This window comes from Mesorhizobium sp. B2-3-2 (assembly GCF_006442295.1).
Classification (GTDB): domain Bacteria; phylum Pseudomonadota; class Alphaproteobacteria; order Rhizobiales; family Rhizobiaceae; genus Mesorhizobium.
Map to the genome: position 1 here is coordinate 80,922 of NZ_VFWA01000012.1, position 15,672 is coordinate 96,593.

Annotated in this window: 17 protein-coding genes; 5 read left to right on the plus strand and 12 right to left on the minus strand. The window is 62.6% G+C overall.

Features of this window, described 5'->3' with window-relative positions:
* Positions 1 to 13 precede the first annotated feature (13 nt).
* Positions 14 to 778 carry an NADH dehydrogenase ubiquinone Fe-S protein 4 gene (locus FJ964_RS23295; protein WP_140552569.1) on the plus strand — a complete coding sequence of 255 codons (765 nt, stop codon included), beginning with the start codon at positions 14 to 16 and terminating at the stop codon, positions 776 to 778.
* Positions 779 to 1,478: 700 nt separating this feature from the next.
* The gene (locus FJ964_RS31460; protein ID WP_246676216.1) at positions 1,479 to 1,670 is read left to right on the plus strand and encodes a DUF982 domain-containing protein; all 192 of its coding nucleotides are present in this window, start codon (positions 1,479 to 1,481) and stop codon (positions 1,668 to 1,670) included.
* Positions 1,671 to 2,152: 482 nt separating this feature from the next.
* Here FJ964_RS31460 and FJ964_RS23310 read toward each other — a convergent pair whose 3' ends face one another.
* The gene (locus FJ964_RS23310; RefSeq protein WP_140552570.1) at positions 2,153 to 2,467 is read right to left on the minus strand and encodes a YMGG-like glycine zipper-containing protein; all 315 of its coding nucleotides are present in this window, start codon (positions 2,465 to 2,467) and stop codon (positions 2,153 to 2,155) included.
* Between the two features lie 588 nt (positions 2,468 to 3,055).
* On the opposite strand from FJ964_RS23310, the gene FJ964_RS23315 reads away from it, so the two are divergent.
* Entirely contained in the window at positions 3,056 to 3,358 is a 303-nt protein-coding gene (locus FJ964_RS23315) for a hypothetical protein (protein WP_140552571.1), read from the plus strand.
* 358 nt (positions 3,359 to 3,716) lie between these two features.
* On the opposite strand, the gene FJ964_RS23320 is transcribed toward FJ964_RS23315, so the two are convergent.
* The 3 genes from FJ964_RS23320 to FJ964_RS23330 are packed head-to-tail and all read right to left on the minus strand — an operon-like array spanning position 3,717 to position 4,846.
* Positions 3,717 to 4,088 (minus strand): DUF1515 family protein, encoded by a 372-nt coding sequence (locus FJ964_RS23320; protein ID WP_224629018.1) that lies wholly within the window; start codon positions 4,086 to 4,088, stop codon positions 3,717 to 3,719.
* Positions 4,089 to 4,136: 48 nt separating this feature from the next.
* Complete coding sequence (locus FJ964_RS31465) at positions 4,137 to 4,580, minus strand: hypothetical protein (protein ID WP_224660543.1); 444 nt, start codon at positions 4,578 to 4,580, stop codon at positions 4,137 to 4,139.
* Positions 4,577 to 4,846: a hypothetical protein gene (locus FJ964_RS23330; RefSeq protein ID WP_224713370.1), complete on the minus strand. Its 270-nt coding sequence runs from the start codon at positions 4,844 to 4,846 to the stop codon at positions 4,577 to 4,579. The genes FJ964_RS31465 and FJ964_RS23330 overlap by 4 nt, the downstream gene beginning before the upstream one ends.
* Positions 4,847 to 5,482: 636 nt before the next feature.
* Here FJ964_RS23330 and FJ964_RS23340 point away from each other — a divergent pair.
* On the plus strand, positions 5,483 to 6,955 hold the full coding sequence (locus FJ964_RS23340; RefSeq protein ID WP_140552636.1) for a protein adenylyltransferase SelO: 1,473 nt from the start codon (positions 5,483 to 5,485) through the stop codon (positions 6,953 to 6,955).
* Positions 6,956 to 7,796: 841 nt separating this feature from the next.
* Here the strand turns inward: FJ964_RS23340 and FJ964_RS23345 are convergent.
* From FJ964_RS23345 to FJ964_RS23380, 8 genes are all read right to left on the minus strand, one after another.
* Positions 7,797 to 8,039 carry a hypothetical protein gene (locus FJ964_RS23345; RefSeq protein ID WP_210243383.1) on the minus strand — a complete coding sequence of 81 codons (243 nt, stop codon included), beginning with the start codon at positions 8,037 to 8,039 and terminating at the stop codon, positions 7,797 to 7,799.
* 70 nt (positions 8,040 to 8,109) lie between these two features.
* On the minus strand, positions 8,110 to 9,018 hold the full coding sequence (locus FJ964_RS23350; protein ID WP_140552574.1) for an aldose 1-epimerase: 909 nt from the start codon (positions 9,016 to 9,018) through the stop codon (positions 8,110 to 8,112).
* Positions 9,019 to 9,022: 4 nt separating this feature from the next.
* Positions 9,023 to 9,778, minus strand: coding sequence for an SDR family oxidoreductase (locus FJ964_RS23355; RefSeq protein WP_140552575.1), 756 nt, complete (start codon positions 9,776 to 9,778; stop codon positions 9,023 to 9,025).
* 76 nt (positions 9,779 to 9,854) lie between these two features.
* Positions 9,855 to 10,586 (minus strand): ATP-binding cassette domain-containing protein, encoded by a 732-nt coding sequence (locus FJ964_RS23360; protein ID WP_140552576.1) that lies wholly within the window; start codon positions 10,584 to 10,586, stop codon positions 9,855 to 9,857.
* A 4-nt stretch (positions 10,587 to 10,590) separates the two neighbouring features.
* On the minus strand, positions 10,591 to 11,568 hold the full coding sequence (locus FJ964_RS23365; protein ID WP_140552577.1) for an ABC transporter permease: 978 nt from the start codon (positions 11,566 to 11,568) through the stop codon (positions 10,591 to 10,593).
* Between the two features lie 80 nt (positions 11,569 to 11,648).
* Positions 11,649 to 12,626, minus strand: coding sequence for a sugar ABC transporter substrate-binding protein (locus FJ964_RS23370; protein ID WP_140552578.1), 978 nt, complete (start codon positions 12,624 to 12,626; stop codon positions 11,649 to 11,651).
* Between the two features lie 23 nt (positions 12,627 to 12,649).
* The gene (locus tag FJ964_RS23375; RefSeq protein ID WP_140552579.1) at positions 12,650 to 13,852 is read right to left on the minus strand and encodes a mandelate racemase/muconate lactonizing enzyme family protein; all 1,203 of its coding nucleotides are present in this window, start codon (positions 13,850 to 13,852) and stop codon (positions 12,650 to 12,652) included.
* A 17-nt stretch (positions 13,853 to 13,869) separates the two neighbouring features.
* Positions 13,870 to 14,589, minus strand: a complete 720-nt coding sequence (locus FJ964_RS23380) for a FadR/GntR family transcriptional regulator (RefSeq protein WP_140552580.1) — start codon at positions 14,587 to 14,589, stop codon at positions 13,870 to 13,872.
* A gap of 102 nt (positions 14,590 to 14,691) precedes the next feature.
* On the opposite strand from FJ964_RS23380, the gene FJ964_RS23385 reads away from it, so the two are divergent.
* Positions 14,692 to 15,591, plus strand: coding sequence for an SMP-30/gluconolactonase/LRE family protein (locus FJ964_RS23385; protein WP_224671897.1), 900 nt, complete (start codon positions 14,692 to 14,694; stop codon positions 15,589 to 15,591).
* Positions 15,592 to 15,672: the final 81 nt, after the last annotated feature.

Below are 15,672 nucleotides of genomic sequence, written 5' to 3' on the forward strand. Positions count from 1 at the left end.
GAAGGGAGAGACAATGGAGACAGTTCAAAGCAGCGCCATCAGAAACCCAATAAGGACCTCCGTCAGACCGGACAATGACAATCGGCCTCGTCTCGACGAGCCGGCTTTGTCAATGGGGCGGTCACTGTTTCCGGACGGCGCAACGGCGCGGATCTACCAGCCATGCCGCTCGGCCATGACCTCGGCAAAGCCCCGGAAGGACTGGCGATTGGTCTTCGAACCTCGCACAGCCCCGTTCGTCGAGCCGCTGATGGGCTATACGGGCGGCCGGGACACCCTGACCCAGGTTCAACTGGATTTTCCGACGCTGGAAGCGGCGATCCGTTATGCCGAGCGTCAAGGCCTCAACTTTGTCGTGCAGGCGGCACCTCCTGCTTCCCAGGCTACGGTCAGGAGCCAGGATGTATCAGAGAAACAGGCCCTTTCCGACGTGGTTTGGCAGCGGCTGCAATTGGCTTGGCTTCAGGCAAGCCATGGTTATGGCGCGGGTGTACAGGCAGCGCACATACAGACGGTGCTTTCCGCGCCCGAGGCATTCTACACGTCTGCGATGGAGGTAGTGGACGATCCGGTGCTTTCGCCCGACGAGAAACGCGCTGTGCTCAAGAACTCGGCCTGGAACGAGTACCTGATCGACCTGGCCACCGCCGAAGGCATGCCGGAAAATACACGCCCGACGCGATTGGACGAGGTCGAACTCGCTTTGCTGGCCTTGAGTGCTCGAAACGGGGGATTCCAGACTCGGACCAGCCCGGTGCACTCCCGGATAGCCGCATGATTGGAGGCAAAAATGGACCCACTGATCGTCTTCGACGCCCAACGGACCATCCCGAACCCCTTCGTGCTTGCGCTCGCGGCAGCGGGGCGGGCGCATGCATTGGCACGCGGCGCAGAGCCCGGCTGCCGGCCAGCCGGGCCCTCTCCTTTTTCGCGAGACCACAATCGATGCCAATGCCGTTCCGGTTTGGCGACTCATGTCCCGCGCTCGTGTGGAGTGGCCGCCCTGGACATGAGTAACAGGAAACACAGTTCAACGTCGCGGGGCCGATGCTCTTACAGTACATCTTGACGCGAATTCCCATAGCGGCAAGATCGCCGACATGCAGGTTGGTGGCCCGAAGCCCTCGCAGACTGAACGGACGCGCTGGCAGCGGGATGAGGTGCCACGTCGATATGATTGCCAAGAGGCTACTGCGCTCGGCCGGCCACTTCTCTCTTGAACTGAAAAATGGCATTTCCAATATCCTCTCTGTGTCGAGAAGACGTCACGCAGACCGGCACACTTTTGCCGAGAATCATCCTGCGTCACCCGAAGAGGCACAAGCGTCGCTTCAGGACTTGAAGGGAGGTCACGATGGAAAGCGCTACGTTCAAACAGCCGATTTTCGTACGAGATGACAGTGTCGTCCTCAAAAAGATCGGTTGCGTCATAGAAAGCCATAGAATTTCTCGAAGAATGGCCGGTCCAAAGGCGCGGCATTCTCCACTGCGCGGCGTGTGATACATGCTACTCGGCGTACGATGGTCGCAAGTCTGTCGAGGCCGCGCACAAGACGTTTGCGATGTGGGCACGCAGGGTGGGTGTGATCGAAGACGTTCCCGTGGCGCCGCCTTGGATGACAGGGCCGAAGATTGGCGGTGCAGACGAACTTATAGAAAGTGAGCGTTAAAACTCTCTGCGGCGGCAATCCTACCGCCGCAACAACCAATCTGACACGCGCCTCACGAGGGAGAGACGCTCGGACCCAGCATTTTGCGAGTTGTGGCGCACATGAGTCGCCTAGTGGCCGCACCAAGAGCCGGCAATACAGTCTTGGCACGGTCGATCCACATGCCGAAATACTCGATCGCGCAAGCCGGGTCGGACCTCCGAGCCTTGGGATATCTTACGCACAGACAGTTTGAGCAAAAGAACTGCACTAGCTTGCTGCCCGTTTGCCACGATTCTTCAGGGTGCCGGCAAGGCTCTCAGTCAAAACGACCTCCAGGACCCCGCCGTCCTTGCTGGTATCCCTATGCTATGGCAAAGATGACAAGTAGCGCCACCTCCGGCGGCGCGATCAGAAAAAATGTACGACCAAGGCTATTGCCCCACAGTGGTTTTCGTTCCCGTTTCCCCCTTAGGACGGTGGATGAGCAGACTACCCTCTGCTCAATAATCGCCGTTGTAGTACCTGTCGTCGCACGGTGCCGTGTAGATGCGGCCGCGGCGGTCTTGGTAGCGGCACATCTGTTCGCCGCGCCGTTGCGGCGTAGTGGCCGAGCCGACGACGGCGCCGAGCAGGGCGCCGCCGGCAGCGCCGATGAGCGTGCTTTCGGTGTTGCCGCCGATGGCCTGACCGACGAGGGCGCCGCCAGCGCCCCCGATCAGCGCGCCGGTTCCGGCCCTTTGCTGGCCTTCGGTCTGCGCGCAGCCCGCGAGTGCTGCGGTCATCAGCACGGCGGCAAAGGCTTTATGAAAGTTCATGCGAGGTCTCCCTTGAAGGCCTATAATCCCTATGGCTGGCCACGTGCGGTCGCATTGCGGCGGAACGGCCGCACAAGCGTCACGATATAAGACATGGTTTCTCGGGCGTTGATGATTATCCATTTCAGCCGGACGTCGATGCCCAACCCCGAATCTTTGCCGCCAAAATAACCCCACCGAACACAAAGTGTAGGGGAACGCGGGCGTGTCCCCCAACGAGGACGTGCCGGGAGGGCGGTCCCGGCCAAAGCCATAACTATTAGCATTACATGATGTTCCGTCAGAATTGGGCCCGCACGCTTGGGGACGATGCGAGCCCGGCCGAGGTTGCTCGACCAGCAGCGCGCGGAGGCGCTGCCGCCATGGAAACCAGCCATCAATTAGCAGGTTCCGCTGATTCAGAAAAAGCGCGTTACCTCTCGGCGGCGGTTTTCTGCGCAGATCGTCTAGACTACGCTTCGTGTCTTGGTGACATTCGCGCATTCTACCAGCAGCCCTGAACTTGTTGACTCCGGCCTTCGGGAAAGCCTAAGTCGCGGCTCGCGCCCCCGCGTCCAGGGCGCGCTTTTTACTCACAGAGGTGCCAAAGTGGACGACAAATATACCAATGCTCGTGAACACTTCTTCGCCGCGATCCGAGCGCTAGCGGCTTCCGAACATAGCATTCAGGCGAGGCTGATCGAGGCGAATGGAAACATTCTGAATGTGACGATCGACGAATTCAACGGCGACCGCGAACTCAAAATCAAATTTGCAAAATTGCTGGACCTTCTGGCCATCGATCAGGATGATTTGGAAACCGTTGCTGTAGAGAACGCGGCGCACATGACTGACTTCGAGGCAGTGAAAGTCGCCGATCTGATCTGCGATTTCTATTACGAGATAACCTAGCTTGGGTGCATGCCTAGCCACCCCGCAGCACGCGCCAGATGTCCGAGCAGTAGGCGACCTCGTCATCAAGTAACTGTGACATGTAACGCAGGGTAACATTTCTAGTACGCTTGCACCTGCTATGCAGAGAGTAGGACGCGGTGTGGTTCGGACGGGAGATGGGGGCATCACTCGGACGACCCGGGCTCAGGCGGCTACCGCGTCCGGCTCCTTTCTTCCGCCGAGGTTCGGCGGCAACAAATGCGGCGGACCTGCCTTTCCTCCCAAGGAAACGGCCCGCAACAAACGACGTCCGGTCCCCCGCCGGGCGTCGTTTTTTGCATTCGGAAAGGCTCTCGACATTCATGCCGGCCGGCGATCACCCTCCCCGCAACACGCGCCAGATATCGGCCCAGTAGGCGGTGACCAGCGACGCCAGCGCCGCGGCGGCCATGCCTGTCACGCCCGAGGCACCAAGCCCCATCAGCTTCCAGCGCGTCACCTGAGCTGTGACTTCCGTGACGCTGGTCATGTCGGCATTGAGCTTGCTGACCGCGGTCTCGGTGGCGGTGACGCGCTCCACCAGCTCGTCGGTCTTCTGATACATTTTCGCCCGGCTGGACGCGGCGCGCTGTTCCGACTGCTCGTAGCTCAGGGCTGCTCGAGCATCGCTGTCCTTGATGTCGCGTCTGATCTCGGTGAGGACGCGCTGCATGTCCAGAGTGGCTTGCAGCAGGCCGCCGATCATCATTTCCAAGCTTTTCGTTTCCGATGTCGGCATGCCCCTGCCCACGATGCGCTATTTCAGTTCGGCGCGGCGTTCCACGCTCGCCTTGGTGTGCCTGTCGCATTCAGCCGCGGTGTAGAGCTTGACGGCGCAGCCTGGCGCCATGGTGCCGTCGATCTTGTACTGATCCTCGACTGTCTTGCCCTTGGCGCCGGCGAGGCTGCTACCGATCGCCGCCCGCAGGGCTGGAACACTGTTGACGCCGGAAGTCCCACAGCCCGCCAGCAGCAGTGCAGTCGTCAAAAGACGGCTGGCCTCAATGCCCTTGCGTATCGCATCCGCGTTCTCCTTCTCGATCTGGTCGCGCACTTCCTGCGCACCCCAATGCTTGATGATCTCGTAGCCGCCCCAGACGGCTCCCGAGACGGCCACGGCGATGGTCGCCCATGCGATGATGCCCGGCAGCGGGCGCGGCACGCCCACCAGGCCGGCAACGATGGTGATGAGCCCGGTCACGCCGGCACCGTGCCGAGCGCTTCAGCCAGACGCTTCGCCTTGCGGTTCGTGTACCAGCGATAGGCGGCGGCGCCGAAGACCAGGACCGCGCTTCCGATGGCGAGAACGACAACGACCTTCGTGATCCACTCGCTTGCGTAGGACAGCGGCGAGAGCTGGTTCTGAAGGTCTGTCAGCGTGCCGGCGATGCCACCGCCGCCAATGCCCGCGCCGATCGCCGCGTCTGCCGGCGCGGTCGACGGTGCTGTCTTTGCATCCTCGACCATCGCCTTTGCCCCTGGCAGGCTGAACTGATCGGCTGGTTCGCCTGGCCTGCCTGGCACTCATCCATGTCTACCTGCTCGTCGGTTTTCAGCACCGCGTTCAGGTCTCGATCCAGTGGCTCTGGCGCTACCTAACCTATGAGCGCGGCGCCCTGATCGCCGAGCAACGGATCGAGCCTGGTTCACCGTCGTTTCCTCCAGCGGAACTCTCAGCCCCAAGCGAAGCATCGCCGCCGCAGACGTGGTCCTCCCCTGCATAGCCCGCGCGCGCTGAGTAGATTGCGGGGTGCTCATTCGGTGACAATGGCGATCCGGGCGCTAAGCTTTGGATTCCGCGACGGCAGGGGGGTCTCGTCGTCCTCGACTGCGGCCATGAGCGAACTGCGTTTCATCATTCACATTCGGCGAGACGCCAAGCGACACCTTGCCTGTCGTCCTACGTTAGCCCGCCCGAACCTTGATGGACGCGGGTGGTTCCCAGGTTTGTCCGGTGCCGACCTGATGGATCCAGATGGCACCAGCGACGTTGGGTCCCTATATGGAGGGAGGCTCTTCGAACGGGAGCCGTCCAGCCCTCCGCTTCAGAGCCAGCTTGTCATGACGTCACCTGCAACCGCTGAACAATCCCGATCCATTCAGATGCAGCTCCCCGCCCTGCGCAACAGCTATGCGCAATTGCCGGAGCGCTTCTTTGCGCCAACAGATCCGAAGCCGGTGTCCGAACCCCGGCTGATCCGGTTCAACCAGCCACTCGCCGAGGAACTCAGGCTTGACGCCGATCAGCTTACCAGCCGGGAGGGAGTGGAGATGCTTGCCGGCAACAGATTTCCGGAAGGCTTGCAAGCAATCGCCTTGGCCTATGCGGGCCACCAGTTCGGAAATTTCGTGCCTCAGCTCGGCGACGGACGCGCGCTGCTGCTTGGCGAAGTGGTGGACGTCAACGGCACTCGCCGCGACATCCAGCTGAAGGGATCGGGACCGACGCGGTTCTCGCGCAACGGCGACGGCCGCGCTGCCCTCGGTCCTGTACTGCGCGAATATGTCGTCAGCGAAGCGATGGCCGCCCTGGGCATTCCGACGACGCGAAGCCTGGCGGCGGTGCTCACCGGCGACCCGGTCTATCGCGAGGTCCGGCTGCCCGGCGCCGTCCTGACCCGAGTTGCGGCAAGCCATATCCGGATCGGCACCTTCCAATATTTCGCCGCGCGCCACGACGTCGACGGGCTCAAGATCCTCGCCGACTATGCCATCGACCGTCACTTCCCGCAGTTGGCGGGGCAAGCACGCCCGTACCGCGCCTTACTGGAGGCCGTTGTCACCGCACAGGCCGGTCTGGTGGCGCGCTGGATGCTGGTCGGCTTCATCCATGGCGTCATGAACACCGACAACACGGCGATCTCGGGCGAGACCATCGACTATGGCCCATGCGCCTTCATGGACGCCTATGACCCCAGCGCGGTGTTCAGTTCGATCGACCGCGCCGGACGCTATGCCTATGCCAACCAGCCTCGTGTCGCCACATGGAACCTTACGCGCTTTGCCGAGACGCTCCTGCCGCTCATGAGCATGGATGAGAATGATGCCGTGGCCGAAGCCGAGGATGTGCTGAGGTCGTTTCAGTCTTCCTATGAGGCTGTGTTGCAGCGCGGTTTTCGCAGGAAACTCGGATTGCTGACCGAGGCGGAAGGCGACCTGCAGCTCGCGGCTGATTTTCTGGATGTGCTGGCTCGCGGCGAAGCCGACTTCACGCTCGGCTTCCGGCGGCTGGGCGACGACCTCGACGCAGCGGAAGGTCAAGGCACGGCGCGGCCGTTGTTTCAGGATCCCGACGCATTCGATGCCTGGTCGGCGCGGTGGCGCGAGCGCGTCGCAAGCGAGGCAGCCGACACAGCCACGCGGCGGGCCGCTATGCATGCCGTCAATCCCAAATTCATTCCCCGCAACCATCGCATTGAGGAGATGATCCAGGTGGTATTGGGCGGGGACTTCACACCTTTCGAGGAGATACTGGGGGTCGTCAGCCGTCCCTTCGATGAGCAGCCGGAAATGGAACATTATGCTGACCCGCCACGATCGGACGAGCGCGTCCTGCAGACATTCTGCGGTACATGAGACGTTCATGACGGTCGCTTAACATGTGCGAATGCGGACGACCCATTTGCAAGCTATCGTCGCGAGTACTCTCGTAAGGGGCTGAGCTATGACGATTATAGAATTAGCATTCGAATTGCTGGCACGGAAGCTGGTAGACCATACCGGAATATCCGACGAGGATGCTCGAGACCTTGTCGCAGCCATGGGCGCTGACTGGTCATCGCTCGTGCGAGCAGCGAGGGTGATCAAAGAGAATTAGTAGGTCTTTCGACATTCAGCTGCAGGCTGCTGCCGCGAGCGGCCTTTATCGCAGGTTCGACTGCGCGTCCTGTCGCAAACCTGCACGTCCTGCGCGGTGAAATGAACTGCGTCGCTCGGAACGACTTCGATGGCGTAAAGTACGGTATATCGGTGATTGCCTCCACGCGCTGATCGCCGAGGGCGACGGGCGCAACACGGATGAGCGTGGCACGGTGCGTTCTGCGGTATTGGCGGCGGCTGCAATCCGGTCATCGTTCGATCTGTGCCGAACGATCCTGCCCAATATCAGCGAACTAGGCATTACCATCGGTATTGAACTCGGCCCGACTCCAATTTCCCGGTCGGGGCTGGTGGGTGATGCCAGTGTCGGCTGCGCCTCAAGCCGCGCCACATGCAGGCGTGCCGATGGATCGCCATTCTGTCCCCGGGTGGCCTCGAAAGCTTTTCCCCGCGGTTGCCGAACTGGGATTGGAGATTCCACGCGACCTCACGCAAATCAAAGCGATTGCCGCCCGGTTCGATAAGGAGGTCACCGGGCCACCCTTAGCCGTCGCTGGACGATAGGCGCCGCGCTAAAGCGGCGGTCGCCGTCCTGGCCTTACCGGCCTTTCGGCTTGTCCTGTTTTAGCGGGAAGGTAGCGTCGCCGTCCTTTTTCTCCGAAATGACCCTGGGATCTGCGCTTGAGATGCCGTCGTTCGACCCACCTTTGTGCTTCTTTTCCGTTTGGCCCTTGGCATCGGCTTCGGGGCCTACCGAGGCGCGTTCTGTTTCCTTGGGCATGGTGTTCTCCTTCGAGAACAATTCAACACGCGACGCTTGCCGAAGTTCCTGATGGTGCAAGGGTCGCAACTGTCCTTCACGGCTACGTTCTCGAACTGGAGAGCCCGCAAGTGCGGTGACACCATCCACCTTACAACCCGGCTAGCACCGGTTCCCTGGCAAGAGCAGGTTCCATCGCAGCCCAATCCATGCGCATGCCAACGCTCATCGTCGCTCCATTTTCCAGCGGCGCCAGCCCCTCGCCCGCGCCATTGTGCGCGTCGACGCTGTGCGAGACCGGCTCGAAGCAAAAGAAGCCCGATCCAGGCGACGGCGAATAGAGCAGGAAGACGTCCAAACCCGGCGTGGCGGTGAGCGAGATGGAAATCCCCTCCTGAGGCTGGACGATCATGGCGCGCCGGTCCCACCCGTCGAAGCCGTTGTTCACCCAGCCTGTTGGCAGCGGCGCGCCCATCGAGAAATCCCATGCAGGGCGATCGCTTACTGGTACCGCGCCAACGGGAAGATGGCGTTCATCCTCCAGCCAAACGCGCTCGGCCTTTGCCTGAAGCGTGGTCGCCGCATCGCGCGGGAACCACGGGTGAAAGCCGAGGCCGTAAGGCAAGCGCATACCGGCACGGTTCTCCACTGTCAGACGGGCCTCGAGGGCGCCGTCGCGCAGCGAATAGGAGACAGAGGCCAAATAGCGGTAAGGCCCGATCGCGCCATCGTCGAGCACCAGCTCCACCTCGCCGGCGGTACGGGCGCCAAGCCGCCACGGCCTCTGGAAGCCGTCGCCATGGATCGGAAAAGCCTCGCCTGGCACGTTAGGCTCAACGGCATGAAAGCGGCCGTCGAACGCGAAGCCGCCACCCGAGATGCGGTTCGACCATGGCACCAGCAACTGACAGCCGGAGGTGCCGCCTCCATCGCCAGGTCGAAGCAACGGAACCGAGGCGCCATTGGCGACAAGCGCGTCGAAGCGGGCGATCGCAGCCCCTTTTCCTGGTGCCAGGATGAGCCTCGACCGACCGTCGTTCAGTTCCACGAAGTCGGCCATGGCCTCACCAGCCGCCGTCGACGGCGATGTTCTGGCCGGTGATCATGTCGGATGCCGGCGACACCAGGAACAGCACGAGTTCGGCGACCTGATGCGGCTCGATGCGCGCCTTGATGCTCTGGTTCTCGAGGATCCAGTCATTGTATTGCTTGAGCCGGTCGCCGAAGACGCGCTCCTCCGCTTCCGAGACGACCGCGCCGGGAGAGACCGCATTGACCCTGATGCCATGCGGGCCGAGTTCGCGCGCCAGCGATTTGGTGAGGCCCAGCATCGCGCCCTTCGACGCGACATAGGGGACATAGCCGTCCCAGCGGCCGTTGAGCGTGATCGAGCAGAAATTGACGATCTTGCCATAGGCCTTGGCCTTCATGCCCGGCGCGCAGGCCCGCGCCAGCGCAAAGGCGGCCGACGAGTTGACGCGGATCTGATCTTCGTACTCGGTCAGCGAGAATTCCTCGAACGGCCGGTTGATGATCAGCGCGGCATTGTTGATCAGGATGTCGATGCAGCCTTCGCTCGCCGCCAGCGCGGTCACGGCTGCTTCCGCCGCGGCGAGACTGTTGAGATCGCAGCCGACGAAGGCGATGTCGCCGCCCGCCTCCGCGGCGAGCGCCGCAACGGTCGCCGGTGCGCTCTCGATGTCGGGACGGTCGAGCACCAGCACGCGCGCGCCGGCCCGCGCCAGCGTCACCGCCTGGGCCCGGCCGAGCGAGCCGAGCCCACCCGTCAACAGCGCGATACGACCTGCAAGCACCGTCATTGCCGCCCTTTCCTAGATCCTTCGTTTGTACGCAATTCCAGACGGAAGACCGCTACGCGCTGTTCCTGGAACTGCTTTAGAGCACGCCATGCACTTCATCGATCGAGGTGTCCTCGATGCGCTTGTCCAGCACCACCTCGCCGCGCGCCATCGCTACGATGCGGTCACAGCATTCGAAGACGTGGTGCATGTTGTGGCTGATGAAGACGCCGGTGACACCCTGCTCCTTCAGGCCGCGCACGAAGCCGATCACCTTCTTGGTCTCCTTGACCGAGAGATGGTTGGTCGGCTCGTCGAGGATCATAACCTTCGACCTGAAATGCATGGCGCGCGCGATTGCCACGCCCTGCCGCTGACCGCCGGAGAGCTCACCGACAAGCGCCTCGGGCGAGCGCAGATGCAGGTCGACATTGGCGATGGCGCGAACGCTCTCCTCAGCCATCTTCTTCTGGTCGAGGATGCCGACGCCGAAGGCCGCGAAGCGGGTCGGCTCGCGGCCGATGAACAGATTCCTGGCGATCGACATGGTCGGAACCATGGAGTTGTACTGATAGATGGTCTCGATCCCCAGATTCATCGCATCGCGCGGCCGCGCAATCCTCACTGGCTTTCCCTCGACCCGGATCTCGCCGCGATCCGCCGTATGAACACCGGAGAGGATATTGATGAGGGTGGATTTTCCCGCGCCGTTGTCGCCGACCAGTCCGAGCGCCTCACCGCGCTTGAAGTCCAGCGTGATGCCCTTCAGCGCATGGACGCCGGAATACCATTTGTGAAGATCGCGCACTGAGATGATGGCGTCGGTCACCGCTTTAGCCCTCCATCTTGATGGCCTTGGCGCGCTTACGCATCCAGGCATTGGCCACGACGGCGAAGATGGTCAGGAAGCCGATGGCGAACTTGAACCAGTTGGCATCGACATGGCTGAGCACGAGGCCATTGTCGATGACGCGGATGAGCGTCGTGCCGATGAGGCCGCCCATGACGGTGCCGATGCCGCCGGCGAGCGACGCCCCGCCGATGACGGCTGCCGCCACCGCCTGAAGCTCCATCCCCTCGCCGATCGACGGCAAGGGCGATCCCAGCCGCAGCACCTGCAGCATGCCGGCGAAGCCGGCGAGCATCGAACACAGGATGAAGCAGGCGAGCTTGACCCTGGCGGTCGGGATGCCCATCGAGGCGGCGGCAGGCAGGAAGCCGCCGGTGGCCTTGATCCAGTTGCCGAAATTGGTGCGCGAGAGCATCAGCGAGGTCAGCACGGCGATGGCGACGAACCATAGGAACGACATGCGGAACATGTTGCCCGGCCCGACGAAGGAGGTGAACAGCCAGTTCGGCAGGTCGGCGGGCAGCAGCGGCGGGAAGCCGCCCGAGACGACGACGGTAAGCGAACGCGCCATGAACAGCATGCCAAGCGTGGTGATGAAGCTCGGTATGGCGAAGCGGATGGTGACGTAGCCGTTGATGAAGCCGATCGCCGCGCAGACCAACAACCCGGCAAGCAGCGCAAGCGGGAACGGCCAGCCGTGCACCATCAGCACCGCCATCGTCATCGGCATCAGCGCGAAGACCGAGCCGACCGACAGGTCGAACTCACCACTGATCATCAGGATGGTGACGCCGATCGCGACAAGGCCGGCCTCCGGCAGGATGCCGAGAATGCCGCGCAGATTGTCGGCATTCAGGAACACGCCGTGCGAGCGGACCTGGAACAGGATGATGAGCAGCACCAACAGGATCAGCCCGGCCAGCTCCGGTTTTTCGAGATAGGTCTTGAACAGGCGCTTCAACGAAAGGCTCCGGCGTTCGAGATCGTCCATCACATCGGCGGCACCGGCCGCCGCCGATGCAAGGGTTCAGTGGCTGATGCTCAGCGCAGCCCTTGAGCGGAGAGCGCCATGATGCTGTCGGCCTCCTTCGGCCGCACAATGCCCTGGCCGGTGTCGATGTCCGATGGAGCAAGACCGATCTTCTTGTTGAGATAGGCCTCCATCACCGGCATGAAGCCCTGCATGTAGGGCTGCTGGTCGACCAAGGCCTGGACATAGCCCTTCTGCATCTGCTGCAGCACCTCGGGCACCAGGTCGAAACCGCCGAGCAGGACCTTGCCTGGCGCTACGCCGCGATCGGCCAGGACGCGCGCCACGCCGGCGCACCAGAAGCCGGTATCGAAATAGGCTGTCGTGTCCGGATGGGCGTTGAGATAGGCGCCGACGCGGTCGGAGGTGATGGCGAGGTCGGTGCCGCTGTCGATGCGCTCCCACGACACGTCGCGGTCGGCATGAGCGGCCTTGTATTCCTGGAGGAACTGCATGATGCCGGCGCCCCGGCTTTCCGACCAGTTCTGGCCGGGAGCGGAAATGCCGACCAGCACCTTGATCGGGCCGTCCTTCGGGAAGTTTTCGGAAATCGCCTTGGCCAGCGAATAGCCGGCCGGCTTAAAGCCCTGGCCGACAAAGGCCTGCCGGGCATTGCCCTTGGCGCCCTCGGTGTCGTCGACATTGACGGCGATCACCAGCACGCCGGCGTCGCGGGCCTCCTTGATGACGTCGTCGAAAGCATGGTCGTCGACGATGGAGGTCAGCAGCGCGTCGGGTTTGGCGGCAAGGGCGGCGCGCATGTTGGCGACCTGCTGCTCGACCGAGCCCTCGGTCTGGGTGAAGACCATGTTGCAGTTCGCCTCGACCTTGGCGCAGGCATCGTCAAAGCCCTTCTTCACAGCTTGCCAGAAAGTGTTCGAGGCCGACGAATGATGCGTGAAGACGATGTTGAGACCGTCGGCGCGGGCGGTCGCCTGCCCGCCAAGAAGAGCCGCGCTAAGCAGAAGCATTGCAGTGAGTTTTCTCATGTCTATTCCTCCCTTTGGATCTTTCAGATATCCGCCTTGTCGCTGACGCGGCGCTGGACGGTGTAGGCGCGATCAAGCTCCGGATGGAGCGCCAGACCAAGACCCGGCCCCGGCGGCACGGTGATCATGCCGTTTGTCACTTCCGGCAGCGCCGTCACCAGGTCGCGGTACCAGGTGCGGTAGAAGGCGCGCACACTTTCCTGGACGAGCGCATTGGGCGCATTGAGCGACAGATGCGTGGAAGCGGCGAGCACGACCGGCCCCGTGCAGTCATGCGGCGCCACCGGCAGCCGCCAGGCTTCCGCCATCGAGGCGATCTTGCGCGCCTCCGACAGGCCGCCGCACCAGGAGATGTCGAGCATGACGACGCCGGCCGCTCCGGTCTCCAGCAGGTCGCGGAAGGCCCAGCGGCTGCCCAGCGTCTCCGATGCCGAGATCGGTGCGGGGCTAGCGGCTGCGTAGCGCTTCAAGTCGCCGAGGCTGTCCATGCGGATCGGGTCTTCGTGCCAATAGGTGGCGAAGGGTTCCAGCGCGGCTGCGATCTTCATGGCCGGCAGGAGCTGCCACATCGAGTGGAACTCGACCATGATGTCGATCCTGTCGCCGACGGCTTCGCGTATCTTTGCAAAAGGCTCAAGCGCGGCCTTCAGGTCGGCCGGCGAGATGTCATTGCCGCGCGTCTTTTCGGCCGCGTGATCGAACGGCCAGATCTTCATGGCGGTGATGCCGTCCTCGAGCAGTTCCTGAGCCAATTCACCGGCGCGGGTGAGGAAGCCGTTGAGGTCGTCATAGTCCCGCCTGGAGCCGATGCCGTAATTGGCCGTCGTCTGGCCCTTGGCGTCCTTGATGTATTCGGTGCCGGCGCAGGTGTTGTAGGTGCGGATTGAGCTGCGGCTGAAGCCGCCGAGCAATTGGGCGATCGGCTGGCCGGTGGCCTTGCCGAAGATATCCCACAGCGCGATGTCGAAGGCGGAATTGCCGCGCACCTCGGCGCCGCTGGAGCGGAAGCCAAGATAGCCGATGAGATCGGCGGCCAATAGATCGATCTGCAGCGGATCGCGGCCGATCACGCGCGGCGCGACATATTCATGAAGGTATTCCTCGACGGTGCGCGACAGAAAGAAGGTCTCGCCGAGCCCGGTGAGGCCCTCGTCCGTATGGACCTCCACCCATAGCAGGTTGGGCCGTTCCTCGATGCGGATGGTCTCGATGGCGCGGATCTTCATGTCAGGCAATCCCCATCTCAGGCGATACCGGCGTCGAGGAGCGCCTTGACGCTCTTGTCGAAGTGCTGCGCCATATGCTCGGCCGCAAGCCGCGGATCACCCTTGAGGATCGCGTCGGCTATGTCCTCGTGCCCCTTGATCATCTTGAGCTGGTCCTCGGGGGTCGAGCGGGTTCGCCAGCCGATCACCCAAGTGCGGCGCGTGACGCCGCTGAAGGCAGTGACGATCAGCGAGAAGACCGGGTTGTGCGATGCGGAGGCGATCGCCTCGTGAAAGGCGATGTCGTGCTCCATGACGATCTCGGGGTTCTTGAAGCTCTCGCGCATCAGCTTGGCCGCGTTGGCAATGGCGGCCGCTTCCGCATCGGTGCGGCGCAGGGCGGCGAGCGCCACGGTGCGCATCTCGATCGTGCGCCGCACGTCATAGACCTGATGCACGCTGATCTGCTGCGTGGTGATGCCGTGTTCGATGACCATCGACATCGCGCCCGTGTCGAGCTTGGCGACCGTGGCGCGACGCCCGGCGCTCATGTCGATCAGGCGCATAGCAGAAAGCGAACGGAAGGCCTCGCGTACCACCGTGCGGGAGACATTGAGTTGGCGGGTCATGGCCGCCTCGCTGGGCAGCGGATCGCCTGGCGCCAGCCCCTCGGAGCGGATGTGCTGGGTGATCGCCCGGATCGCCGTGTTCACCAAGCCAGGGCTCGGCTCATCCGCTGCCTCTGTCGGATTCTGCATGTCGCTTCGCCAACCTGTATGACAGGTTATAATCTAATTGCTCATATTATGACTAGAAGATATATGCAAGCGGATTTCTGGACGCCGAACTGGAGGAGCCCCGTGCAAGAAACGCATGCAGCCCTGATCTTTGACGCGCGCGATGTGGTCGGCGAGAGCCTGGTCTGGGACGACCGCCGTGGCAGGCTGGTCTGGGTCGACATCATCGGCCGCCGGATCCATCGGCTGGATACGATCACCGGAGCTCATGAAAGCTGGGCTACGCCTGACCTCGTCACCTCAATTGGCCTGCGCAGGGACGGTGGCGCCATCGTCGGCCTTAGAAAGGAAGTCGCCTTGTGGGAATTCGGCGGGCCGTTCAAAACGATCGCCGAGATCGAGCCGGACAGGCCCGAGATGCGGCTGAATGAGGGCGTCGTGGCGCCAGACGGTTCGTTCTGGGTCGGCACGATGGCCAATAATATCGCCCCAGACGATACGTCTCTCGCCATCACCCAGGATGCCGGACAGCTGTTCCGGATCGGACCGGCCGGCGACGTGACGAAACTAAGCGAAGACCGCTTCGGCATCACCAATACGATGGCGTGGACCCAGGATGGGCGTTTCATCACCGCCGATACGATGAAGAATGAACTCTACAGCTATACTTGGAACCAGAGCTCTTCGAGGATCGCCGAGCGGCGGCGGTTCTTCGGCGGTTTCGAGCGAGGACTGCCCGACGGCTCCTGCATGGACGCCCACGGCCATGTCTGGAACTGTCGGGTCGCCGGCGGAAGCTGCCTCGCGCGCATCTCGCCCGACGGCCGGCTGGATCGAACCATCGAACTGGCTTGTACCTGGCCGACGAGTTGCGCCTTCGGGGGCGTCAACCTCGATACGCTCTTCGTCACTTCCGCGCGCTTCACGATGACGGCGGATCACTTGCTGGCAAACCCGAATGAAGGCGGCGTTTTCGCGTTGCGGCCGGGGATGCGAGGTTTGCGGGGCAACCGCTTCGGGTAGACTGTCCAATTCCCTCGCGGTGCGAAATTGTCGGTGGGCTCAAATGACAACGGTCGCAAGCAACGGCCGCTGGCAGCTGAC

Excerpts from the sequence above, each read along its gene's own strand:
- FJ964_RS23340 (WP_140552636.1), top strand. The coding sequence starts at position 5,483 with ATGCAGCTCCCCGCCCTGCGCAACAGCTATGCGCAATTGCCGGAGCGC.
- FJ964_RS23320 (WP_224629018.1), bottom strand. The coding sequence starts at position 4,088 with ATGATGATCGGCGGCCTGCTGCAAGCCACTCTGGACATGCAGCGCGTC.
- FJ964_RS23370 (WP_140552578.1), bottom strand. The coding sequence starts at position 12,626 with ATGAGAAAACTCACTGCAATGCTTCTGCTTAGCGCGGCTCTTCTTGGC.
- FJ964_RS23350 (WP_140552574.1), bottom strand. The coding sequence starts at position 9,018 with ATGGCCGACTTCGTGGAACTGAACGACGGTCGGTCGAGGCTCATCCTG.
- FJ964_RS23310 (WP_140552570.1), bottom strand. The coding sequence starts at position 2,467 with ATGAACTTTCATAAAGCCTTTGCCGCCGTGCTGATGACCGCAGCACTC.
- FJ964_RS23355 (WP_140552575.1), bottom strand. The coding sequence starts at position 9,778 with ATGACGGTGCTTGCAGGTCGTATCGCGCTGTTGACGGGTGGGCTCGGC.
- FJ964_RS23380 (WP_140552580.1), bottom strand. The coding sequence starts at position 14,589 with ATGCAGAATCCGACAGAGGCAGCGGATGAGCCGAGCCCTGGCTTGGTG.
- FJ964_RS23295 (WP_140552569.1), top strand. The coding sequence starts at position 14 with ATGGAGACAGTTCAAAGCAGCGCCATCAGAAACCCAATAAGGACCTCC.
- FJ964_RS23330 (WP_224713370.1), bottom strand. The coding sequence starts at position 4,846 with ATGGTCGAGGATGCAAAGACAGCACCGTCGACCGCGCCGGCAGACGCG.
- FJ964_RS23375 (WP_140552579.1), bottom strand. The coding sequence starts at position 13,852 with ATGAAGATCCGCGCCATCGAGACCATCCGCATCGAGGAACGGCCCAAC.